We start from the raw sequence: 21,640 nt of genomic DNA on the forward strand, positions 1-21,640 counted from the left end.
ACGGCCGCTTGGGCCCAGCCTGGCCATCCCTTGACCGGGTGATGACCAGGGTCATGGCCAGGGTGACGACCAAGCCGTACCGGCAGCCCTACGACCGCTACAGCGCCCCCGCCAGATCCAGCGCCGCCACATACCCGAACGTCATCGCCGGACCGATCGTCGAGCCCGCGCCCGCGTAGCTGTGCCCCATCACCGCCGCGCTCGCGTTGCCCGCCGCGTACAGACCGGGGATCACCGAACCGTCCGCCCGCAGTACCCGCGCCCGTGCGTCCGTGCGCATGCCGCCCTTGGTGCCGAGGTCTCCGGGGACGATGCGGAGGGCGTAGTACGGGGCCAGCCAGAGCGGGGCGAGGCAGGAGTTGGGGAGGATGGCGGGGTCCGTGTAGTAGTGGTCGTAGGCGCTGTCGCCGCGTCCGAAGTCGGTGTCCTTGCCGCTCGCCGCAAGGGAGTTGAAGCGGCTGACGGTGGAGCGGAGGGCTGCCGCCGGGACGCCGATGGAGGTGGCGAGGGCGTCCAGCGTCCACGCCTTGCAGGCCGCGCCCGAGCTGTACCAGTCGTCGGGGAAGGCGAACGTCGGCAGCACGTCCCTGAAGAGGTAGCGGTTGCGGTAGTTCTGGTCGAAGATCAGCCAGGCCGGGATGTCGGGGGCGGCGGCGTTGCGGTCGTACATCGTGTGGACGACGTCGCTGTAGGGGGCGGCCTCGTTGACGAAGCGGGAACCGGCCTGGTTGATCAACAGGCCGCCGGGGAGGGTGCGTTCGGCGAGGCAGAAGTACGGGTCGGCGGGGAGCGGGATGGCGGGGCCCCACCAGGCGTCGTCCATCAGCGCGAGCGAAGCGCCCACCCTCTGGCCCGCCCGGATGCCGTCACCGGTGTTCTCCTTCGCGCCGACCGTCCAGTCCGTGCCGATGGGCTGGCGCTGGTACTGGGCGCGCATGGCCGCGTTGTGCTCGAAGCCGCCGGAGCCGACCACGACCCCGCGCCGGGCGCGGACCAGCCCGGCGGTTCCGTCGCGGGTGACGACGACTCCGGTGACGGAGCCGCTCTCCAAGTACAGGTCGGTCAAAGGGGTGTTGAGCCATACCGGCACCTGCGCGGACTGGAGTCCGGCGCGCAGTCCGGCGGCCAGGGACTGCCCCATGGTGAGCGGCTTCTGCCCGAGCAGGGCCGCCTTCGTCCCCCTGGCGAGGCACTCGGTGGCCACGGCGGCGCCCTTGACGTTCACAGCGGCCAGGTCGAGCCACTTGTAGTCGGCGCTGAAGACGACCATGCCGGCCGGGACGGCCAGGTACGGCGGGTTGAGGTGGGCGAGTTCGGTGCCGAGGATGTTGCCGTCGAGCTGATCGGGTTCTATGGAACGGCCGTTGGGAAGGCCACCGGGCAACTCCGGGTAGTAGTCGCTGTATCCCTCCATCCAGCGGAAGCGCAGCGGGCTGTTCGCCATGACGAAGGAGATCATGGCGGGGCCGTGGGCGAGGAAGGACTGCTGCCGGTCGGCGGGGACGTCGGCGCCGACCACCGCGGCGAGGTAAGTGGCCGCCTTGGCAGGGGTGTCGGGGACTCCGGCGGCCAGGATCACCGGGTTGTTCGGGATCCAGATCCCGGCCCCCGAGCGGGCGGCCGAGCCCCCGAAGGTGGGCGCCTTCTCGACCACCACACAGCTCAGGCCCTGTTTGGCGGCGGTCAGTGCGGCGGTCATCCCGGCCGCTCCCGACCCGATCACCACGACGTCGTAGGTGCCGAGGAGGGGAAGGTCGGCCGCGTGGGCCGAGGAGGAGACTCCGGCGACGGCGAGCGCGGCGACCGCACCACCGGCCAACACGCTTCTTCTGCGCGGGAGTTCCGCATGTGCGTCCGTGCTCGGGGTCATGGCCGCTCCAGCCCGACGGGGAAATGGGCTGGGAATGTCGCGCGGGGGTCTTGTGAAGTCAATAACCAGGTCCACACCAAAACGCCAAATCGCCCCGAACGGCGCTTAGTTCGCGTACAGCGCCTCGATGTCCCGCGCGAAGTCCCGCATGACGACCTCGCGCCGCAGCTTCATCGACGGCGTCAGATGTCCGGCCGCCTCCGTGAAGTCCACCGGGAGGACGCTGAAGCGGCGGATGGACTCGGGCCGGGAGACCAGCTTGTTGGCGTCGTCGACGGCCCGTTGCAGGACCGCTCTCAACTCCTCGTCGTCGACCAGGAGTTCGGCGGGGACCGGGTGCTTGCCGTTCATCTGGCGCCAGTGGGTGATGCCTTCGAGGTCGAGGGTGATGAGGGCGGCGACGTAGGGGCGGCGGTCGCCGACGACGATGCACTGGCCGATCAGGGGGTGGGCGCGCAGCCAGTTCTCCAGCGGGGCCGGGGCCACGTTCTTGCCGCCGGCGGTGATCAGGATCTCCTTCTTGCGGCCGGTGATGGTCAGATAGCCCTCGTCGTCGAGGTGACCGATGTCGCCGGTGGCGAGCCAGCCGTCCTGGGACGCGGAGGCGACCCCGTCGCCGTGCGGGTCCCAGTAGCCCCGGAAGACCTGGCCGCCGGCGAGCAGGATCTCACCGTCCGAGGCGATCCGGACCTTGGTGCCGGGCATCGGCCAACCCACCGTCCCCAGCCGGGGTTTGAGGGGCGGCGTGCAGGTCGCCGCCGCGGTGGTCTCGGTGAGGCCGTAGCCCTCGAAGATCTCGATGCCCGCGCCGGCGTAGAACGCGGCTAGGCGGCGGCCCAGTGGGGAGCCGCCGCAGATGACGTAACGGAGCTTGCCGCCGAGGGCGTTGCGGATCTTGCGGTAGACGAGCGGGTCGTAGAAGGCACGGGCCGTCCTCAGCGGGCCGCTCGGGCCCGAGCCCTTGCCGGACTGGCGGGTCTCCAGGGCCTCGCCGTAGCGGACGGCCGCGTTGGTCGCGCGGTCGAAGACCTTGCCCCGGCCGCCCTTCTCCGCCTTCGCCCGCGCGTTGTTGAAGACCTTCTCCAGCATGTACGGGATGGCCAGCAGGAAGGTGGGCTGGAAGCTGGCCAGATCCGCCAGCAGGTCCTCGGACTTGAGGCTCGCCGCGTGTCCGAGGCGGACCCGGGCGCGGATGCAGGCGACCGCGACCATCCGGCCGAAGACATGGGAGTAGGGAAGGAAGAGAAGCGTGGAGGGTTCTTCGTTCTGCTTGTTCTTGAAGACGCCGTAGAGGAGTTCGATCGCGTTGTCGACCTCGGCGAGGAAGTTGCCGTGGGTGATCGCGCAGCCCTTGGGGCGGCCGGTGGTGCCCGAGGTGTAGATGACGGTGGCGAGCGTGTCGGGCAGCAACACCCCACGCCGTACGGCGACTTCCTGGTCCGGGAGGCCCCGGCCCAGTTCGGCCAGCCGGTCCAGATGGCCCTTCTCGAAGACCCACATGTGGCGCAGGTCGGGCAGCCGGGGCGTCTCCGGGCCGAGCGCCGACGCCTGCGCAACCGTTTCGGCGGCCATCGCCACCGCGCCGGTGTCCTGGAGGATCCAGCGGATCTGGAAGAGGGAGGAGGTCGGGTAGATGGGGACGGTGACCAGCCCGGCCGCCCATGCGGCGAAGTCGAGGAGCGTCCACTCGTACGACGTACGCGCCATGACCGCGATCCGGTCGCCCGGCGCGAGGCCCTCCGCGATCAGCCCCTTGGCGACGGCCTGCACCTGCTCGGCGAACTCGGCCGCCGTGACGTCCGCCCAACTCCCGTCCTCCGCCTGTCTGCTGAGGACCAGGTGGTCGGGGGTCGCCGCCGCGTTCTCGAACGGCACGTCGGCGAGCGAGCCGTGCGTGGCCGGCGGCACGAGAGGCGGTACGGACACCTCGCGCACCACGCCGTCCAGCCGCCGTATCTCGGGCTCCACGAGTACGGGCGCGCCGTCGTAGTCGTAGCCGGACGGGTAGGCGAGGGACATGGCAGCTCCTGAGGCGTGCAGCTTGTACCGCTCTGCTGCATTAGGTACGCATGGCGCGTACCGAGGCGTTCATCCGGGCCCGCGGCAGGGTGTTACCTCGGGTCAGGTCGCAGATCGTACGGGCCTCTCGTGGGGACTTGGTGCGGTTTCGGGGGTGGTACGGGGCCGGGCCTGTGCAACCTCGGCGGGTTCGCAGGGTTTTGTCGGCCATGCGCAGGCCTTGTGCCGGCGGTGCGTCACCCATGCACCCGTCATGGGCCGCCCGGCTCGCCCCACTTGGCCTTACCTGCGGTAACCTTACTCCGAAGTAAGCCGAAAAGAGCCGCCCAGGACACCACCCGGGAGTGGGACATGGCCAACCCCTATCCGCCCCTCACCGACGCCCCCGCGCTCACCCCGCTCCTCCTCCGCGGCGCCCTCCTCTCCCCTTTCAAACGGCCCCGCGCCGACGCCGAGTTCCCCCGCACCCGGCTCGTCCTGCCCGGCGTCCGCGTGGACCTGGCAAAGCTGGCCGCCTACGAGCGGGTGTGCGGCTTCCCCACCGGCGACGACGCCCTGCCCATCACCTATCCGCACGTCCTCGGCTTCCCGCTGGCCATGCGCCTGATGAGCTGCCGCACCTTCCCACTGCCGCTGCTCGGCCTGGTCCACACCTCGGTGGAGATCACCCGGCACACGGCGGTACCGGCCACCGGGGAGTACGAACTCACGGTCTACGTCGACGAGTTGACCCCGCACCGACGCGGCACGGAGGCGACGGTCACGACGGAGATGCGGACCGGGGACACACTCGTCTGGGAGTCACGGAGCACGTATCTCGCCCGGCACCGCACCGAAGCACAGCCGCCCAGGGCGACCGAGGAGCCGCTGCCGCTGCCCACCGTCGCCGAGTGGCGGCTCGGCGAGGACGTGGGCCGGCGCTACGGTGCCGCGTCCGGCGACCGCAACCCCATCCACCTCCACCCGCTCACCGCCCGCCTGTTCGGCTTCCCCCGCGCCATCGCGCACGGCATGTGGACGGCGGCCCGCTGCCTCGCCGCCCACGGAACCCCCGAACGCGCGCTGGCGCGGGCCGAGTTCAGGGCGCCGGTGCTGCTGCCGGGAACCGTGGAGTACGCGGCCCTCGACGACCGCTTCGCCCTGCGGGACGCGGCCGGGCGGGTACACGTGGAGGGGTTCGTGCGCCCGCCCGTTGCCTGAACACCCATGAACAGTGGGCGAACAAAACATGTCCGCCCCCTTTCGGGCGATTGCGAAACTCCAGGCGAGCAAAGGGCCCTTGAGCATTCCGCACAGGGAAACCCCAGCTCACCCAAGGCTCTTTCAAGCGATCGCTCATGCACTCCTCAGGAACGCTTCTTACCCTCGGCTCACTTCGCCGGACCCGCCAGGAAGGGCCCCTGAGCCATGCCCCCCAGACGCATCGCCGTACTCGCCGACTCGGACACCCGCTGGAAGTGGGGCGCGTCCGTGGCCCAGCAGATCGCCCCCGGGCACGCCCTCGACGCGTACTTCCTGCGCGGCCGGTCGACCCCCACCGAGCGGCAGCTCGCCGAGATCGGCATCGAACCCGACAGCCGGCGCGAACTCCCCGCCGCCGAACTGGTCGACGACACGGAACTGGCCGACGCGGACATCGTCGTCATGGCCGTCTCCGGCGGCACGGTCCTCGCCCTCACCCACAGCCTCGGCCTCGCCTGGGCGGGCCGCGAACACCGGCCGATCACCGTCACCGGATACGTCGGCGTCGTCTACGAGAAAATGGTCGACGGACTCCTCACCCGTGGCGGCAGCGACCTCGTCCTCGCCAACTCCGCCTACGACGCACGCCGGTTCGGCGCCGCGTTCGCGAGCGTCGGGGTCGACCCGGACTCGGTGGTGGAGTGCGCGCTGCCCTTCCTCGGCGGCGAGCCCTACCGCCCGTCCACCGAGCGGCCGTTCACCGTCACCTTCGCCGTCCAGCCCTCCGTCCCCAAGAGCAAGCAGGACCGGCTGCGGCTCCTGGAGCGGGCCGCCGCACACGCCCGGCGCCACCCCGACCGCCAGGTCCTGATGAAGCTGCGCAGCCTCCCCGGCGAACACACCACCCACGTCGAGGCCGACCCCTACCAGCTCCTCATCCAGAACCTGGCTGAACCCGCCCCCGCCAACCTCCAGTTGGTCTACGGCAACATGGGCGAGGTCCTCGACCGCACCGACCTCCTGGTGACCGTCAGCTCCACCGCCGCACTGGAGTCGATCCAGCGGGGCATACCCACCGCGATCCTCACCGACTTCGGCGTCCGCGAGGCGCACGGCAACCACTACTTCATCCACTCCGGCTGCCTGGCCTCCTGGGACGAACTCGACGCCGGCGCCCTGCCGTCGCCGGACCCCGCCTGGGCGGACGCACAGGGCATCGGCAAGAGCGACCCCTACGCCGCCGCCCGCGCCCGCGTGGCCGCGCTGCGCGCCGCGGGACCACTGCCGACGCTGCGCCCCTACTACACACCGGAACGCGCCGGTATCTACCTCAACGGCCTGCTGGCCCGCAACGGCTTCGACGAGAAGGGCCGCCCGCTCAACACCCCGCTGGGCGCGGGCGGTTCGGGCCGGGTGAAGAAGGCCGTACGAGGAGTGGCCAGGCGCGGCGCCAAGGCCGTGTACCGGGTGGGGTATCAGCGGGTGGCGCCGACGCTGCGGAAGTGGGGGGCCGTCTGAGACCTCAGGGTCGGTCCTCGGTGCCGGCCGGCGGCGTCCAGGGCCGCCCCTCCATGAGGTTGCCGAGGCCGGCCCACGCGAAGTTCATCAGGGTCGCCGCCGTCTGCTTCGCGGTGACGCCCGGAGTCGTGTTGGACCAGGCGGCGAGCGACTCGGCGGCACCGACCAACGCCTCCGCGAGGCCGGCCACCTCGCGCTCGGCGAGGTCGGGGTCGCGGTGTGCCTCGCGGGCGGTGACCGCGATCAACTCGGTGACGAACGCGACGAGCTCGGCGCGCATCGCGGCCACCTCGGCCGCGAACGGCTCGCCGTGGGTGCGGGCCTGGAGATGCAGCACGGACCAGCCGTCCGGATGCTGGGCGGTGTGGGTGAAGAACGCCCGCAGTCCGTCCCAGAGTTGGCGGTCGGCGGGCGAGCGGGTGTCGACCCCGGCCCGCACCGCCTCGGTGAGCGCCTGCCCCTCGCGCCGGATGCACGCGGTGAACAGGTCTTCCTTCGAGTTCAGGTAGAGATACACCAACGGCTTGGACACGCCCGCGAGTTCGGCTATCTCGTCCATCGACGCAGCCATGTAGCCGCGCTGTCCGAAGGTCCGCACGGCGGCGTCGAGCATCTGCTGCTCACGGACCGCACGCGGCATCCGCTTGGTCTTCACGGCACCCATGGGGGCAAGGGTAGTTCGGCCCAGGGGTCAGGAAGTCTGGCCCTGAGGACCTGCGGCGTCGACGGCCTCGTCCTCCTGGTTGCGGTTGGCGTCCAGGTTCGCCTTCATCCGGTCGACCCGCTCGACGATCTGCACCGAGGCCCGGTCGCGCACCCCGCGCAGCACCACGAAGCTGATCGGCGCCGAGATCACCAGCGCCAGCAGGACGATCCACATGCCGTTGGACTCGCCGAAGCCGCGCGGGAAGACGCCGAGGTAGACGAGGCCCCAGACGACTCCGAGGCAGCCCGCGAAGACCCCGAGGCGCCACAGCGTGTAGCGGAACATCTCAATCCACTCTTCCGTAACGAACAGACTCAACCGAACAGTCCTACTCAGTGAAGCACGCGCCCCCACCGATCTTCGGGCGGGGTGCGCGGCTCACTGCAGGGGCTCACAGCAGCGGCAGCAGCATGAAGACGTCGTCCCGGTCGTCCCCCGGGGCGACGCGGATCGCGCCGGGCACCCGGCCGACCTCCTTGTAGCCGCAGGAGCCGTAGAACCGCTCCAGGCCGTGCCCGCCCCGGCAGGTGAGGCGGATCGCCTCGATGCCGTCGAGACCGCGGGCCGCCTTCTCGGCGGCGGCAAGCAGATCCCGCCCGTACCCCTTGCCCTGGTGGCGGGGGTGGACCATCACCGTGTAGAGCCACAGCCAGTGCAGCATCAGCCGGTGCGTGTTGAACGCGAGGAACACGGTCGCGGCGACCGTGCCCGTCTCGTCCCGGCCGACCAGCAGCCGGGTGCGGCCCTCCGCCATGGAGACGAAGTGCTTGATCAGCTCGGGCCGTATCTCGTCCGCGGTGACCGGTGCGACGAAGCCGACCGAGCCGCCCGCGTTGGAGACGTCCGCCCAGAGGGTGAGGATCTCCTCGCGCAGGGCAGGGGTTATCGCGGGGTCCAGTTCAAAAGTGAGCGCCATCGTGCCGTTCTCACACTCGCATCGGCTGCGGGGACTCGCGCCGCGCCGGGTCCGGGCCGTCGTACTCGCGGATGATCTCGTAGCGCGTGTTCCGCTCGACCGGCTGGAAACCGGCATCGCGGATCAGGTCGAGGAGGTCGTCGCGGGTGAGCTTGTTCGGGGTGCCGTAGTTGTCGGCGTCGTGGGTGATCTTGTACTCGACGACCGAGCCGTCCATGTCGTCCGCACCGTGCTGGAGGGCGAGTTGGGCGGTCTGGACGCCGTGCATGACCCAGAAGACCTTGACGTGCGGGACGTTGTCGAAGAGCAGCCGCGAGACCGCGAAGGTCTTGAGGGCCTCCGCGCCGGTGGCCATCTGCGTACGCGCCTGCAGCCGGTTGCGGACCTTCCCGTCCTTCATGTCCACGAAGTCGTGCTGGTAGCGCAGCGGGATGAAGACCTGGAAACCGCCGGTCTCGTCCTGGAGTTCGCGCAGCCGCAGCACGTGGTCCACCCGGTGCTTCGGCTCCTCGATGTGGCCGTAGAGCATGGTGCACGGGGTCTTGAGGCCCTTCTCGTGCGCCAGCCGGTGGATGCGCGACCAGTCCTCCCAGTGCGTGCGGTGGTCCACGATGTGCTGGCGGACCTCCCAGTCGAAGATCTCCGCGCCGCCGCCGGTGAGGGATTCGAGGCCGGCGTCGATCAGCTCGTCGAGGATCTCGGAGGCGCTGAGCCCCGAGATGGTCTCGAAGTGGTGGATCTCCGTCGCCGTGAAGGCCTTCAGCGAGACGTTCGGGAGGGCCTTCTTCAGCTCGCTCAGGGAGCGCGGGTAGTAGCGCCAGGGGAGGTTCGGGTGCAGGCCGTTGACGATGTGCAGCTCGGTGAGGTTCTCGCCCTCCATCGCCTTGGCGAGACGGACGGCCTCCTCGATGCGCATCGTGTACGCGTCCTTCTCGCCCGGCTTGCGCTGGAACGAGCAGTAGGCGCAGGACGCGGTGCACACGTTGGTCATGTTGAGGTGGCGGTTGACGTTGAAGTGGACGACATCGCCGTTCTTCCGCGTCCGCACCTCGTGCGCCAGCCCGCCCAGCCAGGCCAGGTCGTCCGACTCGTACAGCGCGACGCCGTCCTCGCGGGACAGCCGCTCACCGGAGCGGACCTTCTGCTCCAGCTCGCGCTTGAGCCCGACATCCATGCCCATACCTCTTCCTAAGACAGACTCGGTCAACGGTACGCCTAAGCCTCTTCGGGCAGCTCTCCGACCCGGTTCTCCCACTTCGTGGAGAGCACGATCGTGGTACGGGTCCTGGAGACGCCCTTCGTGCCGCTGAGCCGCCGGATGGTCTTCTCCAGGCCGTCCACGTCAGGTGCCCGCACCTTGAGCATGAACGAGTCCTCGCCCGCGATGAACCAGCAGTCCTCGATCTCGCTGAGGTCCTTCAGCCGGGCCGCCACGTCCTCGTGGTCGGCGGCGTCCGAGAGGGAGATGCCGATCAGGGCGATCACGCCGAGGCCGAGGGAGGCCGAGTCGACGGTCGCGCGGTAGCCGGTGATGACACCGGCCGCCTCCAGCCGGTTGATGCGGTCGGTGACGCTGGGTCCCGACAGGCCGACGAGGCGCCCCAGCTCCGCGTAGGAGGCCCGGCCGTTCTCTCTCAGGGCCTGGATGAGCTGCCTGTCCACCGCGTCCATGCGATCGATTGCCTTCCGGTGATGACGAGTGATGACGATGAAGGTGATGAAGGTGATGAAGGTGATGAAGGTGATGAAGGTGAATTCGTGGGTGCCGTACGTCAGTTGTCGGTGGTGCGGGAACCCCCGAGGTCGCCCTTCCACCGGCGGTACAGATCGTGCTCGACACCCGCCGCGTCCAGGACCCGCCCGGCGACGAAGTCCACCAGGTCCTGGATGTGGGTGGCGCCGGCGTAGAACCCGGGCGAGGCCGGCACGACGGCCGCGCCCAGGTCGTCCAGGGTCACGAGGTGCCGCAGCGTCTGCCCGTTCAACGGGGTCTCGCGTACGGACACCACCAGCCTGCGCCGCTCCTTGAGGGTCACGCTCGCCGCGCGCTGCAACAGGTCCTTGCTCAGCCCGAGGGCGACCCCGGCGACACAGGCGGTCGACGCGGGCACGATCAGCATCCCCTTCGCGGGGTACGACCCCGAGGACGGCCCCGCCGCGAGGTCGCCCGCGCTCCAGTGCCGTACGGCGTCGATGTCGGGCACGAAGGTGCCGGGCTTGCCGTCGGCGCCGCGGGCCAGCCATTCCCGCAGGTCGTCCTGCCAGTGCGCGTCCCTGAAGGAGATCCCCGTCTCGTCGAGGAGGGTGAGCCGGGACGCCCGGGACACGACGAGGTCGACACTCTCGCCCGCGTCGAGGAGCCCGCGCAGCACCGCAGCCGCGTATGGGGTGCCGGAAGCGCCGGACACCCCTACGATCCAAGGCGTACGCGGCGTCTCTCCTGGCTTGACTGGGTTCACGACACCGAGCCTAGCTGGCGTCGCGGAACGGGAACCGGCCAAGGGGGCCGGGGCGTTCTTCTGTGGGGACGAGTGGACCGTGGGGGGTGCCATGTCCGGTACGGAGTTGGAGTGGTCGCGGGGCGACCGCGCGAAGGCCGCGGCCAAGCTGATGGTGGGCTGGGTCGCGCTGTTGTGGCTGCTCGAAGTGGTGGACGTGGTGTCCGGCCACGCGCTCGACAGCCTCGGAATCGTGCCGCGCGAGCCCTCCCAGCTGATCGACATCGTCCCGGCCGCGTTCATCCACTTCGGCTTCGCCCATGTGGCGGCGAACAGTGTGCCGCTGCTGGTGTTCGGCTTCCTCGCCGCGCTGGGCGGCATCCGCAGGTTCGCCGCGGTCTGCGCGCTGATCATCGTCGCGGACGGTCTCGGCGTCTGGCTCATATCCCCGGCCCACACCAACACGGCGGGCGCCTCCGGCCTGATCTTCGGCCTCTTCGGCTTCCTGCTGGTCAGCGGCTTCGTCGAGCGCCGCCCGCTGGGCATCGCCGTCGGCCTGCTGATCGGCGCGGTCTGGGGCACGTCGATACTGCTCGGGCTCGCACCCACGCAGTCGGGGGTGAGCTGGCAGGCGCATCTGGTCGGGCTGGGGGCGGGGGTGGCGGCGGCGTTCGCCTTCCGGCGCCCCGCCCAACAGAGGCCGGAGCTTCAGTCCTGAGGGCGGGCTTTCGGGTCAACCGGAAGGTGCGCGGTCGGAATCGTCAGCTTGCCCAGGGGAGAGTCGACGGTGAGGTCGGGGCCGTAGGGGAGGGTGTCGCGGCCTCGATAGCCGTCCGGGCCGGGGTTCCACATCGTGACGGCGTGGCCCTTGAGAGGGTCGAGGACAAGGTAGTTGGCGATGCCCCGGGAGGCATACCACTGGGCCTTGATTTCGTAGTCGCGGCGGATGCTTTCCGGGGACACGACCTCGGCGACGAACTCGATCAGGTCGAACGGGTAGGCACTCAGGTTCTCGGCCTCCGCCTCGGCGGGAATGACAGCGAGGTCGGGACAGAACTCATTGGCGTCGTCGAAGGGGAAAGCCACATCGCTCACCACGGCCCAGCCCTGGGGCAGTTGATCCTCGACAATCGCCCATAGACGCTGGATGGTTCGTCCGTGGAACGCCCTGACCGGGTTCATCACGATGCTGCCCTCGACAATCTCCGTCAGATAGCCGGGGAACATGCCCTCCAGCTTGCTGAGCTGCGAGTGCAGGCGGTCGATGCCCGAGACGGTCACGCTGGCCTCCCTGGGGTCCTGCCCTCGATGGTAAGCCGGACGCTACTCACACGGTCAGACCCCGAACCAGCAGATCCAGCAGCGCGCACACGAACAGGGCGATCCCGATGAACCCGTTGACGCTGAAGAACGCCCTGTTCAACCGCGAAAGATCATGCGGCCGCACGATCGAGTGCTCGTACAGGAACGCGCCCGCGACGATCAGCAGCCCGAACCAGTAGAAGGCACCGGCGCCGGTCGCCGCGCCGTACCAGGCGAGCAGGGCCGTGGTGATGGCGTGGCAGACCCGCGCGCCCCAGATGGACGCCGGGATGCCGAAGCGGGCCGGGACCGACATGACGCCGATCTCGCGGTCGGTCTCGATGTCCTGGCAGGCGTAGATCAGGTCGAAGCCGCCGATCCAGATGCCGACGGCGAGTCCGAGGATCACCGCGTCCCAGGACCACTCGCCGGTGATCGCCAGCCAGCCGCCGATCGGGCCCATGGCCTGGGCGAGACCGAGGATGGCCTGCGGGAAGTTCGTGAACCGCTTGCCGTACGGGTAGACCACCATCGGGATCACCGCGATGGGGGCCAGCGCCAGACAGAGCGGGTTGAGGAGCGCCGCCGAGCCCAGGAAGACGACCAGGGCGACGAGCGCGCCCGTCCACGCGTGCTTCACCGTCATCGCGCCGGTGACCAGCTCGCGGTGTGCCGTGCGCGGGTTACGGGCGTCGATCTCCCGGTCGATGATCCGGTTCACCGCCATCGCGAACGTGCGCAGCCCCACCATGCAGATGGTGACCAGCAGCAGCCGCCCCCAGTGGATGTTCCCGTCCAGCCGGAACATCGCGGTCAGCGCCGCGATGTAGGCGAAGGGCAGGGCGAAGACGGAGTGCTCGATCATGACGAGGCGTAGGAACGCCTTGGTGCGCCCCGGCTGCGGGATCGCGGCTGATGCGCTGCTCACGAAAGTCCGTACTCCTTCCACCGGCGGTCGACCTTCGCCGCCGTCTCCGGGTCGGACAGCACCATCTCGGGCCAGCCGCCGTCCCGCGTGTAGCCCTCCTCGGGCCACTTCCTCGTCGCGTCGATCCCCGCCTTGCCGCCCCAGAACTGCTGGTAGGAGGCATGGTCGAGATGATCGACGGGTCCTTCCACGACCGACAGGTCCCGGGCGTAGTCCGTGTTGCCGAGGGCTCGCCACGCGACCTCGTGCAGATCGTGGACGTCGCAATCAGCGTCGACGACCACGATCAGCTTGGTCAGGGACATCATGTGCGCACCCCAGACCGCGTGCATCACCTTCTGGGCGTGCTTCGGGTACTTCTTGTCGATGGAGACGATCGCGCAGTTGTGGAATCCGCCCGCTTCGGGCAGGTGGTAGTCCACGATGTCCGGCACGATGATCTTCAGCAGCGGGAGGAAGAACCGCTCCGTCGCCCGTCCCAGCGGTCCGTCCTCCGTCGGAGGCCGGCCTACGACGATCGACTGAAGCAACGGCCGCTTCCGCATCGTGACGCAGTCGATGGTCAGCGCCGGGAACGGCTCCTGCGGCGTGTAGAACCCGGTGTGGTCCCCGAACGGCCCCTCCGGCAGCATCTCGCCGGGCTCCAGCCACCCCTCGATGACGACCTCGGCCTGCGCCGGCACCTGCAACGGCACGGTCTTGCAGTCGACCATCTCGATCCGCTTGCCCGCGATGAACCCGGCGAACAGGTACTCGTCGATGTCACCGGGAAGGGGCGCGGTGGAGGCGTAGGTCACGGCGGGCGGACACCCGAAGGCGATGGCGACGGGCAGCCGCTCGCCCCGCCTCGCCGCCACCTGATAGTGATTCCGGCTGTCCTTGTGGATCTGCCAGTGCATGCCGATGGTGCGCTTGTCGTGCCGTTGGAGCCGGTAGAGCCCGAGATTGCGGATCCCGCTCTCGGGGTCCTTCGTGTGCGTCAGCCCCAGATTGAAGAAGGACCCGCCGTCCTGCGGCCAGGTGAAGAGCGCGGGCAGCGCGTCAAGATCGACGTCGTCCCCCTGGAGGACGACCTCCTGCACGGGCGCGTCCTTGACCTTCTTCGGCGGTACGTGCGTCATCGCGCCGAGCTTCCCGAAGGCGTCCCGCACCCCCACGAACCCCTGCGGCAGCTCGGGCCGCAGCAGCCCGCCGATCTTGTCCGAGATATCGCCGTACGACTTCAGCCCCAGCGCTTTCAGCAGCCGCCGGTCGGTCCCGAAGACGTTCATGGCGAGGGGCATGGTCGATCCGCGGACGTTCTCGAAGAGAAGAGCGGGCCCACCGGCCTTCTGGACCCGGTCGACGATCTCCCCGACCTCCAGATAGGGGTCCACCTCGGCCTTGATGCGCTTGAGGTCTCCCTCGCGCTCCAGTGCCCTGAGCAGGGAGCGAAGATCGTCGTAAGCCATGTGTCCCAGTATCCGGCACGGGCCCGGCGACCCGGCTCACGGGTCGCCGTTGCGGGTCGTACGGTCGGATGCCTTACGCACCAGCCGGAAACGTCCGCATTCGGGACACCTCTGATAGCGCGACCGTCCCAGCCGCACGGCTTTGAACGAGGCGAAAGGCACCCACACCGTCGAGAAGAGGTGCCCCTGACTGCACTGCACGACCACTCGCGCCATCCCCCCATCCTGCGCGCGGTACCGAACAGGACAAGCCGGGGACCGTGATTCTTACCCACCCGCTAACCTGGCCCCGACCGGGGCCGTCTCACCTCTCAGGAGAATCTCGCCACCATGCTCAGGTATCTGCCCTTCCTGCTGGTCCTGGCTCTGTGGATCTACGCCTTCGTGGACTGCCTGAACACGCCCGAGGAGGACGTGCGGGGCATGCCGAAGCTGGCGTGGGTGTTCGTCATCCTGCTCTTCGGGGAGGTCCTGGTCGGCCCGGTCGCCTGGCTGATCGCGGGCCGGGCACGGCGCACCGGGGACGAGGCGTCGGCCGCGCAGGGCCGGTGGATCGCGCCGGACGACAACCCCGAGTTCCTGAAGTCCCTGAACAAGGACGACCTCAAGGACGACCCCAAGGCCGAGTGATACGTGCAGGTTGTACGCCGGTGAGCGGCCCGGTACGGACATTGCGCCTCTGGGCCCGGACCGGCAGGAACCGGACACTTACCTCGCATGACGACTGCTCCCGCCGATACCGCCGGCACCCTCGCCCCCGAATACGGTGACAAGGTCATCGCCGTAGAGACGGCGGGTGCCGAGCCCATCCCCGACGCCGAACGGCACGGCAGCCCGCTCCAGTTGCTCTGGACCTGGGCCTCCCCGAACATCGAGTTCGCGACCGTCTACATCGGCGTGATCTCGGTCCTCTTCTTCGGCCTGAGCTTCTGGCAGGCGACCGCGGCGATCGTCCTGGGCACCGGCCTCGGCGCGATCACGCAGGGCTTCCTCTCCCTGGACGGCCCGCGCTTCGGCGTCCCGCAGATGGTGATCGGCCGCTTCTCCTTCGGCTTCCGCGGCAACATCCTCCCGTCGGCGGCCAACGGCCTGGTGGCGGGCGTCGGTTGGTTCGCGGTGAACAGCGTGAGCGCGGCCTTCGCACTGAACACCCTGACGGGTCTACGTCCCCTCCCGTCGCTGCTCCTCGTGGTCGTGGCCGAAATCCTCATCGGCTTCATCGGCCACAACTTCGTGCACACCTTCGAGAAGTACGCGTTCCCGGCCCTCGCCGTGATCTTCCTGCTGGCCGGCGTGTGGACCTTCAAGGACGCGCACCTGGGCGGTGGCGGCACGGGCGGCGGAATCGGCGGCTTCCTGCTCGCGCTCAGCGCGGCCTGGGGCTACGCGGCGGGCTGGAACCCGTACGCGACGGACTACTCGCGCTATCTCCCGCGCACGGCGAACAAGTTCAGGACCATCCTCTACCCGGCGGTCGGCCTGTTCGTGTCGGTGACGTTCGTGGCGGTGATGGGCGCGGCCTCGGCGACGTTGCTGGCCCCCAAGGACGCGACGCCCACGGCGGCCTTCACCGGCCATCTCCCGTCCTGGCTCGGCAACTTGGTGCTGATCGCGATCATCCTCGGCGCGGTCTCGGCGAACGCCCTCAACGTCTACTCCGGTGCGATCTCGCTCACCGCGCTGGGCCTGAAGCTCCCCGCCTGGCTCAACCGCAGTGTCCTGGTGGTGGTCTCGGGCGTGGCCGGTACGGCGGCGGCGTGGGCGTCACTGTCCGACGCGGGCTCGGCGTACGAGGCGTTCCTGCTGGTGATCGCGTACTGGGTGGCCCCCTGGCTGGGCGTGGTCCTGGTGGAGCGCTGGTTCCAGTCCCGCACCCCCACCGAGGAACTGGCCCCCCGCCTCACCGACCCGACCTTCACCAACTGGCCGGGCCTGGCAGCCCTGTTGATCGGCATCGGGGTCTCGGTCCCGCTCTTCTCCAACCAGGAGGACTACGTCGGCTACGTCCCGAAGCACTGGCCGTCGTTCGGCGACAGCACGCCGATCGTGGGCTTCGTGCTGAGCGCGGTGCTGTACGTGGTGCTGCGTTCGGTTACGGGACAGAAGGGCCGGGTTCAGCCTCAGCCGACCAAGGTCGACGCCTGATTCACGTGCTCGATCTTGATGTACCGGCCGTTCTCCGCGCCGTAGGCCTTCTCGACGATCGGTCGTGCCGTGTCGGGGTCGTCGACCCCGACCAGCACGAACCCCCGCTCGTCCACGCCGACTTCACGCATCCGGAAGGTGCCGTCCCAGCGGCTCATGTCGTCGCCGACCCGCTCGGCCAGCGCGTCGAGCGTCTTCCGGTCGACGTCGGCGTCGTGAAGCCGCACGGTCACGCCCTTCACAACGGACCCGCAGACCTCGGCGTCGAAGATGGCCGAGGGTGGCACCCGCCATACGTCCACGCTCTTGCTGTCCTCGTCGAGGGAGAGACCGGTGTAGACGGCGGCGTAGCGGTCGGCGTGGGCGAGCTTGTCGATGCGGGCGACGACGCGTTCGAGGGGTTCGAGGGGGGAGTTGTCGTCGTAGGCGTCGGGGAGGCTGTCGACGGGGCGGGTGCCGACGCACGCGCGATGGACACCGGTGTCGGCCTTCGGCCGGGCGCCGCTCACGGTCCCGTCGTCGGCACCCAGATTCATGAGCCCGTGCACGGCCAGGGCGACCAGGACCGCCACGGCGACGATCGCGACGACCACGAAGGTCCACAGGTACTTCTTCAGGTGCTTCTCCACGCCGAATCCCCCTCCTACGCCTGACCCGACACTGTGACGCGGCGGGAGCCGGACGCGTTCAGAGCCCACGGTCATCACCAACGCGGAGGGCACCAGGACCACGCCGTCCGCCGTCGCCTTCACGAAGGACGGTGAGGTGCTGGTCGGCGGGTCGGCCGCTGAAACGGGACGCCGCGGCGGTCCAGGAGGCCGCCGAGAGGGCCACCGCCATCATCGGGGCGTTGCTCGACCGGCTGCCTTGGGCATCACGGACGCGGAGCTGTCAGCGGACCCAGGTACCGGTGAGGGCCTGGACGGCGGAGCCGTCGGGGTCGGCGAGGGTCGTGGCGACGAAGTCGCGGGCCCACTGCGAGGTCTGGACGCGGAAGGGCGGGTGGGCGGCGGTCAGGGCGTCGACGATCGGGACGGCCGCCTCGGCCGGCGTCTGGGCGTTGCCGAACGACTGCTGGGTGCGGGCGATGTAGGCCTGAAGCGCCGGGCCGTAGGGACCGGCGGCGGCAAGCAGGGCCGGGACGTCCAGGCCGAGGTTGGCGACGAACTCGCTTGCCACCGCACCCGGTTCGACCACGGTGACGTCGACGCCGACGGTCGCGGCGACCGGCGCGAGCGACTGCATGAAGCCCTCGACGGCGAACTTGGCCGCGCAGTACGCCTCGTTGAAGGGCTGGCCGACGGCGCCGCCGACGCTGCTGACGGTGATCACCCGGCCCTTCGACGCGCGGAGGTGCGGCAGGGCGGCCCGGGTCATCGCCACCACGCCGAAGAAGTTGACCTCCATCGCCGCGCGGACGTCCTCGACGCTGCTCTGCTCGATGGTGCCGACCTGGGCTGCGCCGGCGTTGTTGACCAACGCGTCCAGGCGGCCGTGCTCGGCGACGACCTCGTCCAGGCAGGCGGTGAGGCCGACGGTGTCGGTCACGTCCAGGCGCCTGACCTGGACGCGGTTCGCGACGCCCGCCTCGGCGGCGGCCTTGAGCAGGGCGTCCGCCTTGCCTGTGTCGCGCATGGTGGCGATGGTCGTCCAGCCCGCCCGTGCGGTGCCGACGGCCGTGGCCAGGCCGATGCCGGAGGACGTACCGGTGATCAGAACCGTCTTCGGGGAGGTCATGAGGGTCTTCCTTGCCTGGAGATACGACGGGCCCGCGTGCAGCACATGACCCGACTCATTCTGCACGCAGCACGAGTTCCAGCAGCCCCGGGAACCGGGCACCGAACTCTTCCCTCCGCAGCCGGTTGACCCGCTTGGGCCCCTCGTCCCGCTGTTCCACGATCCCCGCGCCCCGCAGCACGGCGAAGTGATGACTCAGCGCGGCCTTGCCGACGGGCACGTCGAAGCTGCCACAGGTACGGGTCCAGTCGTCGGCCCCCGCCAACTCCCTTACGAGGGTGAGGCGTACGGGATCGGCGAGCGCGGCGAGGGCGGACTGCACGCGGACGTCGTCGGGGTGGGTGTGTTCGGGGGCGGCCCGGTGACTTCCGGTGCTGCCGTCTCGCTGCGCCACGCGGGCCTCCCACTTGCCGAGTGTTCGATGAAAACCATACACTCGCGAGTGTTCGCTTTTCATTGAACAGTCGAGCAGGGAGTCCGGCATGCGCGCGGTCGAAATCCAGGAGTACGGCGGTCCCGAGGTCCTGAAGAGCGTGGAGACGGAGACACCGCGCCCCGGCCCCGGCCAGGTGAGCGTCGACGTGGCGTACACCGGGGTGAACTTCGCCGACCTCAAGGCGCGCGGCGAGGGCTACCGGGTGCCAAGTCTCCCTTTCGTACCGGGACTTGAGGTCTCCGGCCGGGTACGGGAGATCGGCGCCGGTGTCGAAGGTCTCACCGTGGGCCAGGAGGTGGCGGCCCTGACGGCGGGCGGCGCGTACGCGGAGGTGGCCGTCACCGACGCGGTGACGGTCTTCCCCCTCCCCGAGGGCGTGGACCTCCGCACGGCCGCCACCCTCCCCACCGTCCTGCCGACCGCGTACGCCTTGATCCACTCGGTCGGCCGCCTCCAGCCCGGCGAGACACTGCTCGTACAGGGCGCGGCGGGCGGAATCGGCACGGTGGTGGGACAGTTGGCGCGGGCGGCGGGCGCCGGGGCGGTGTACGGGGTCGTATCGAGCGCGGCGAAGGCGGAGTTCGCGCGGGGGTACGGCTACGACGAGGTGTTCGTGGGCGAGTTCGAGACGCCGGTGCGGGCGGCGACGGCGGGGCGCGGGGTCGACCTGGCCCTGGACCCGGTGGGCGGCGACACACTCCGCGCCGGCCTGGCCTCCCTCGCGACCTACGGCCGCCTGGTCTCCTTCGGCAACGCGAGCTCGGCGGAACCCTGGCAGCTGGGCCAGCCCGAGCTGTACCCCGGCGCCCTCTCCGTCTCCGGCTTCTCGATCCTGACCCTGGCACAGACCGACCCGGCGGCCTTACGAGCCCTGACCGAGCGGGCGTTCGCGACGGTGGTCGACGGCACGGTGTCGTTGCCGGTGACAGCGGAGTTCGGGCTGTCGGAGGCGGCGGAGGCGCACCGGGTGATGGGGGCACGGACGAGCACGGGGAAGTTGCTGCTCAGGGTGGCGGAGTAAGCACCCTTCACACACCCCGCGACGACGTCAGCGAAGCGTCGCCGTGAACGCCGACCAGGCCGCGCGGGTGACGACCAGCACCGGGCCCTCGGAGACCTTGCTGTCACGCACCGGGACCACGGCGGGGAAAGCGGGGGCGATTTCTACGCAGTTGCCGCCGTTGTCGCCGCTGTAGCTGCTCTTGATCCAGGTGGCCGGGCCGAGTTCGTGCCTGTCCATGGTGCTCGTAACCCTCCATCACGTCGCTGATCAGAGCGGCGGATTCGCGGGCCGACGGAATGTCCGCCCTGAGCACATCATAGGTCTGGCTGTGGCGCGCGAAGGTGGTCGGATCGTTGTTGAAGTGGCCACGGTCCAGGGATTCCGAATAGACCCACCGCCCGTCCGGCAGCTCGATCAACGACATCGAGTTGCGAGGGCGAATGAGTCCGAAGAGACCCGCCGGGGCCACCTGGATACGGATGTTGGGACGCCGACCGACACTCAGTAGATGGGCGCACTGGTCCCGCATGGTCTCCGGACTACCCACCGCGTTACGCAGACAACTCTCGTCCAGAACAGCGACGTACAACGGGCCCTCGTCGGCGAGGAAACGCGGCTGGCGGCTCAATCGGGCCCGGACGCGCGACTCGATCTCGTCAACGTCCGTGCGACTACGGCTGAACAGGGCATGCGCATAGCCGGGCGTCTGCAACAGGCCCGGAATGACCTGGTCCTGATACTCCCTCAGCACTACCGCCCGCCCATCCATCTCAGCCCGCCGCTCGAACCAATCAGGATGCTGGACCTCGGGGTACCAGTCGATCTGGCGCCACATGCGCAGCAACGCCCCACCCGTACCCAGGATTTCGTCGCACTTCTTCGCGAACGACTCCTGCGGAACCCGTGTGCCCGCCTCGACCTTGGCCACATGGGAACGGTCGCAAGGGATCTGCTTGGCCAACGCCTCCTGGGTGAGCAACTCGGCTTCCCGATAGAAGCGGAGTAAGTCACCGAAGAGCACCGCGTTACTGACTCCGCCCGTGGCCTCCGCATTTCGCTGGGTCACAGAACCGGCCTCCCCTCCGTGGCAATGGCCCAGTGGCACGCGTCAAGCATTGATACGCACCGTTCCCCTACGCGACTCTCAATACACCCAGAGTGATGAAGTGGCCCCGGAGTGAACATGGTTGAGCCAATCTCGAAGCAGATCGAACAGGGAACGCTCGTTTACGACGCCAGTGCGAACAAGGTGGGCGAGTATCGGGGCAAGGCGGGCCCCTACGCGATGCTGCGCCCGGTCGGCGGCGGCCGGGAGTGGGAGGCCAACCCCGGGTCGGTACGTCCCGCGACTCCGGAGGAACGACTGAGCGCGAACGTGAAGGCGGCCAACTCCCGCTCCGGCGAAGGGAATTCGGTGCCCTACGACATCAGTACGCCACCCTCCCCCATCCCCGACTGCCCGTCCTGCGCCGACCTCGCCGCACTCCGCCACGACGCCCGCGCCCGCGCCCGCAACGACGGCACCGCCGAGACCGACGCGAACGTCCTGCTGCGCCGGCACCAGCACCGGGACCACGACATCCGGCACCGGCGAATCTCCCGGTTCATTCCCTTCGCGATCACGCAAGACCCGGGCATGGAACCGGAGTACGAGGCTCACTGCGTCTCCTGCGCCGCAACATCCGGACCATGCCCCGACCCGACAACCGTGGAGAAGTGGCAGCACAGCCACACCCAGGAGACCAGACACACCCGCTACCGCCGCAGCTTCGCGGACTATGCGGTGTTGGAGGCACAGGTTCAGGGGTGAGCGCGGTGGGGGTTGGTTGGCAGGTGAACGTTGGGCCACTCGCTTCTTTGTCAGTGTCGGGCTTCCACGGACCGAGTAAAGGGCGCTCCCTGCGGTCGCGTCGCCTGCGGCGATGACCCTTCGGGTCACCCTTGACTAGGTCCGCTCCAGCCCGTTTGAGAAGCGAGCGAGCGGCCGGG

Annotated in this window: 23 protein-coding genes and 1 pseudogene; 8 read left to right on the forward strand and 16 right to left on the reverse strand. The window is 69.5% G+C overall.

What is annotated here, in order from left to right; genetic code table 11:
* Window positions 1–97: 97 nt before the first annotated feature.
* Window positions 98–1,870, reverse strand: coding sequence for a 3-oxosteroid 1-dehydrogenase (gene kstD / locus OC490_RS44465; RefSeq protein ID WP_262063765.1), 1,773 nt, complete (start codon window positions 1,868–1,870; stop codon window positions 98–100).
* A 105-nt stretch (window positions 1,871–1,975) separates the two neighbouring features.
* Window positions 1,976–3,889 carry an AMP-dependent synthetase/ligase gene (locus OC490_RS44470; RefSeq protein WP_262063766.1) on the reverse strand — a complete coding sequence of 638 codons (1,914 nt, stop codon included), beginning with the start codon at window positions 3,887–3,889 and terminating at the stop codon, window positions 1,976–1,978.
* A gap of 351 nt (window positions 3,890–4,240) precedes the next feature.
* Here OC490_RS44470 and OC490_RS44475 point away from each other — a divergent pair, with 351 nt between their 5' ends.
* Both OC490_RS44475 and OC490_RS44480 read left to right on the forward strand, forming a co-directional pair.
* Window positions 4,241–5,089: a MaoC family dehydratase gene (locus OC490_RS44475; RefSeq protein WP_262063767.1), complete on the forward strand. Its 849-nt coding sequence runs from the start codon at window positions 4,241–4,243 to the stop codon at window positions 5,087–5,089.
* A 207-nt stretch (window positions 5,090–5,296) separates the two neighbouring features.
* The gene (locus tag OC490_RS44480) at window positions 5,297–6,589 is read left to right on the forward strand and encodes a DUF6716 putative glycosyltransferase (protein ID WP_262063768.1); all 1,293 of its coding nucleotides are present in this window, start codon (window positions 5,297–5,299) and stop codon (window positions 6,587–6,589) included.
* A 4-nt stretch (window positions 6,590–6,593) separates the two neighbouring features.
* Here OC490_RS44480 and OC490_RS44485 read toward each other — a convergent pair whose 3' ends face one another.
* From OC490_RS44485 to OC490_RS44510, 6 genes are all read right to left on the reverse strand, one after another.
* Window positions 6,594–7,253 carry a TetR/AcrR family transcriptional regulator gene (locus OC490_RS44485; RefSeq protein ID WP_262063769.1) on the reverse strand — a complete coding sequence of 220 codons (660 nt, stop codon included), beginning with the start codon at window positions 7,251–7,253 and terminating at the stop codon, window positions 6,594–6,596.
* 27 nt (window positions 7,254–7,280) lie between these two features.
* The gene (locus OC490_RS44490; protein ID WP_262063770.1) at window positions 7,281–7,580 is read right to left on the reverse strand and encodes a DUF4229 domain-containing protein; all 300 of its coding nucleotides are present in this window, start codon (window positions 7,578–7,580) and stop codon (window positions 7,281–7,283) included.
* Window positions 7,581–7,686: 106 nt separating this feature from the next.
* Window positions 7,687–8,211 carry a GNAT family N-acetyltransferase gene (locus tag OC490_RS44495; protein WP_262063771.1) on the reverse strand — a complete coding sequence of 175 codons (525 nt, stop codon included), beginning with the start codon at window positions 8,209–8,211 and terminating at the stop codon, window positions 7,687–7,689.
* A 10-nt stretch (window positions 8,212–8,221) separates the two neighbouring features.
* Entirely contained in the window at window positions 8,222–9,385 is a 1,164-nt protein-coding gene (gene mqnE, locus OC490_RS44500; protein WP_262063772.1) for an aminofutalosine synthase MqnE, read from the reverse strand.
* A gap of 41 nt (window positions 9,386–9,426) precedes the next feature.
* Window positions 9,427–9,882 (reverse strand): Lrp/AsnC family transcriptional regulator, encoded by a 456-nt coding sequence (locus OC490_RS44505; protein ID WP_262063773.1) that lies wholly within the window; start codon window positions 9,880–9,882, stop codon window positions 9,427–9,429.
* A 101-nt stretch (window positions 9,883–9,983) separates the two neighbouring features.
* Window positions 9,984–10,670, reverse strand: a complete 687-nt coding sequence (locus OC490_RS44510) for a UbiX family flavin prenyltransferase (RefSeq protein WP_262063774.1) — start codon at window positions 10,668–10,670, stop codon at window positions 9,984–9,986.
* A gap of 91 nt (window positions 10,671–10,761) precedes the next feature.
* Between OC490_RS44510 and OC490_RS44515 the strand changes: the two genes are divergently transcribed.
* On the forward strand, window positions 10,762–11,367 hold the full coding sequence (locus tag OC490_RS44515) for a rhomboid family intramembrane serine protease (RefSeq protein WP_262063775.1): 606 nt from the start codon (window positions 10,762–10,764) through the stop codon (window positions 11,365–11,367).
* On the opposite strand, the gene OC490_RS44520 is transcribed toward OC490_RS44515, so the two are convergent.
* The 3 genes from OC490_RS44520 to OC490_RS44530 are packed head-to-tail and all read right to left on the reverse strand — an operon-like array spanning window position 11,358 to window position 14,330.
* Entirely contained in the window at window positions 11,358–11,930 is a 573-nt protein-coding gene (locus OC490_RS44520; protein ID WP_262063776.1) for a Uma2 family endonuclease, read from the reverse strand. The genes OC490_RS44515 and OC490_RS44520 overlap by 10 nt on opposite strands.
* A 46-nt stretch (window positions 11,931–11,976) precedes the next feature.
* Window positions 11,977–12,879, reverse strand: a complete 903-nt coding sequence (mqnP, locus tag OC490_RS44525; protein ID WP_262063777.1) for a menaquinone biosynthesis prenyltransferase MqnP — start codon at window positions 12,877–12,879, stop codon at window positions 11,977–11,979.
* Window positions 12,876–14,330 (reverse strand): menaquinone biosynthesis decarboxylase, encoded by a 1,455-nt coding sequence (locus tag OC490_RS44530; RefSeq protein WP_262063778.1) that lies wholly within the window; start codon window positions 14,328–14,330, stop codon window positions 12,876–12,878. Before OC490_RS44530 ends, mqnP begins: the two co-directional genes overlap by 4 nt.
* A 330-nt stretch (window positions 14,331–14,660) precedes the next feature.
* On the opposite strand from OC490_RS44530, the gene OC490_RS44535 reads away from it, so the two are divergent.
* Window positions 14,661–14,960, forward strand: coding sequence for a PLD nuclease N-terminal domain-containing protein (locus OC490_RS44535; RefSeq protein WP_262063779.1), 300 nt, complete (start codon window positions 14,661–14,663; stop codon window positions 14,958–14,960).
* Window positions 14,961–15,047: 87 nt separating this feature from the next.
* The gene (locus OC490_RS44540) at window positions 15,048–16,475 is read left to right on the forward strand and encodes a purine-cytosine permease family protein (RefSeq protein WP_262063780.1); all 1,428 of its coding nucleotides are present in this window, start codon (window positions 15,048–15,050) and stop codon (window positions 16,473–16,475) included.
* On the opposite strand, the gene OC490_RS44545 is transcribed toward OC490_RS44540, so the two are convergent.
* Window positions 16,451–17,104 carry a hypothetical protein gene (locus tag OC490_RS44545; RefSeq protein ID WP_262063781.1) on the reverse strand — a complete coding sequence of 218 codons (654 nt, stop codon included), beginning with the start codon at window positions 17,102–17,104 and terminating at the stop codon, window positions 16,451–16,453. The two genes, OC490_RS44540 and OC490_RS44545, sit on opposite strands and share 25 nt — an antisense overlap.
* Window positions 17,105–17,165: 61 nt before the next feature.
* Between OC490_RS44545 and OC490_RS44550 the strand changes: the two are divergent.
* A pseudogene (locus OC490_RS44550) lies at window positions 17,166–17,252 on the forward strand (Hsp70 family protein); the annotation flags it as partial.
* A gap of 114 nt (window positions 17,253–17,366) precedes the next feature.
* On the opposite strand, the gene OC490_RS44555 reads toward OC490_RS44550, so the two are convergent.
* A complete protein-coding gene (locus OC490_RS44555; RefSeq protein ID WP_262063786.1) occupies window positions 17,367–18,254 on the reverse strand; it encodes an SDR family oxidoreductase in 888 nt (295 codons plus the stop codon).
* Between the two features lie 13 nt (window positions 18,255–18,267).
* Window positions 18,268–18,606 carry an ArsR/SmtB family transcription factor gene (locus OC490_RS44560; RefSeq protein ID WP_262063782.1) on the reverse strand — a complete coding sequence of 113 codons (339 nt, stop codon included), beginning with the start codon at window positions 18,604–18,606 and terminating at the stop codon, window positions 18,268–18,270.
* A gap of 88 nt (window positions 18,607–18,694) precedes the next feature.
* Here OC490_RS44560 and OC490_RS44565 point away from each other — a divergent pair, with 88 nt between their 5' ends.
* Window positions 18,695–19,669 (forward strand): zinc-binding alcohol dehydrogenase family protein, encoded by a 975-nt coding sequence (locus OC490_RS44565; RefSeq protein WP_262063783.1) that lies wholly within the window; start codon window positions 18,695–18,697, stop codon window positions 19,667–19,669.
* 27 nt (window positions 19,670–19,696) lie between these two features.
* Here OC490_RS44565 and OC490_RS44570 read toward each other — a convergent pair whose 3' ends face one another.
* Both OC490_RS44570 and OC490_RS44575 read right to left on the reverse strand, forming a co-directional pair.
* Window positions 19,697–19,810, reverse strand: coding sequence for a DUF397 domain-containing protein (locus tag OC490_RS44570; protein WP_262063787.1), 114 nt, complete (start codon window positions 19,808–19,810; stop codon window positions 19,697–19,699).
* The gene (locus OC490_RS44575) at window positions 19,773–20,717 is read right to left on the reverse strand and encodes a helix-turn-helix domain-containing protein (protein ID WP_262063784.1); all 945 of its coding nucleotides are present in this window, start codon (window positions 20,715–20,717) and stop codon (window positions 19,773–19,775) included. The genes OC490_RS44570 and OC490_RS44575 overlap by 38 nt, the downstream gene beginning before the upstream one ends.
* 117 nt (window positions 20,718–20,834) lie before the next feature.
* Here OC490_RS44575 and OC490_RS49450 point away from each other — a divergent pair, with 117 nt between their 5' ends.
* Window positions 20,835–21,461, forward strand: a complete 627-nt coding sequence (locus OC490_RS49450; RefSeq protein WP_315986732.1) for a hypothetical protein — start codon at window positions 20,835–20,837, stop codon at window positions 21,459–21,461.
* Window positions 21,462–21,640 lie beyond the last annotated feature (179 nt).

The organism is Streptomyces sp. STR69 (genome assembly GCF_024519455.1).
Classification (GTDB): Bacteria; Actinomycetota; Actinomycetes; order Streptomycetales; family Streptomycetaceae; genus Streptomyces.

Bases quoted from the DNA above. Each gene is read 5' to 3' on its own strand.
- kstD (WP_262063765.1), bottom strand. From the start codon at position 1,870: ATGACCCCGAGCACGGACGCACATGCGGAACTCCCGCGCAGAAGAAGC.
- OC490_RS44470 (WP_262063766.1), bottom strand. From the start codon at position 3,889: ATGTCCCTCGCCTACCCGTCCGGCTACGACTACGACGGCGCGCCCGTA.
- OC490_RS44475 (WP_262063767.1), top strand. From the start codon at position 4,241: ATGGCCAACCCCTATCCGCCCCTCACCGACGCCCCCGCGCTCACCCCG.
- OC490_RS44480 (WP_262063768.1), top strand. From the start codon at position 5,297: ATGCCCCCCAGACGCATCGCCGTACTCGCCGACTCGGACACCCGCTGG.
- OC490_RS44485 (WP_262063769.1), bottom strand. From the start codon at position 7,253: ATGGGTGCCGTGAAGACCAAGCGGATGCCGCGTGCGGTCCGTGAGCAG.
- OC490_RS44490 (WP_262063770.1), bottom strand. From the start codon at position 7,580: ATGTTCCGCTACACGCTGTGGCGCCTCGGGGTCTTCGCGGGCTGCCTC.
- OC490_RS44495 (WP_262063771.1), bottom strand. From the start codon at position 8,211: ATGGCGCTCACTTTTGAACTGGACCCCGCGATAACCCCTGCCCTGCGC.
- mqnE (WP_262063772.1), bottom strand. From the start codon at position 9,385: ATGGATGTCGGGCTCAAGCGCGAGCTGGAGCAGAAGGTCCGCTCCGGT.
- OC490_RS44505 (WP_262063773.1), bottom strand. From the start codon at position 9,882: ATGGACGCGGTGGACAGGCAGCTCATCCAGGCCCTGAGAGAGAACGGC.
- OC490_RS44515 (WP_262063775.1), top strand. From the start codon at position 10,762: ATGTCCGGTACGGAGTTGGAGTGGTCGCGGGGCGACCGCGCGAAGGCC.
- OC490_RS44530 (WP_262063778.1), bottom strand. From the start codon at position 14,330: ATGGCTTACGACGATCTTCGCTCCCTGCTCAGGGCACTGGAGCGCGAG.
- OC490_RS44535 (WP_262063779.1), top strand. From the start codon at position 14,661: ATGCTCAGGTATCTGCCCTTCCTGCTGGTCCTGGCTCTGTGGATCTAC.
- OC490_RS44540 (WP_262063780.1), top strand. From the start codon at position 15,048: ATGACGACTGCTCCCGCCGATACCGCCGGCACCCTCGCCCCCGAATAC.
- OC490_RS44565 (WP_262063783.1), top strand. From the start codon at position 18,695: ATGCGCGCGGTCGAAATCCAGGAGTACGGCGGTCCCGAGGTCCTGAAG.
- OC490_RS49450 (WP_315986732.1), top strand. From the start codon at position 20,835: ATGGTTGAGCCAATCTCGAAGCAGATCGAACAGGGAACGCTCGTTTAC.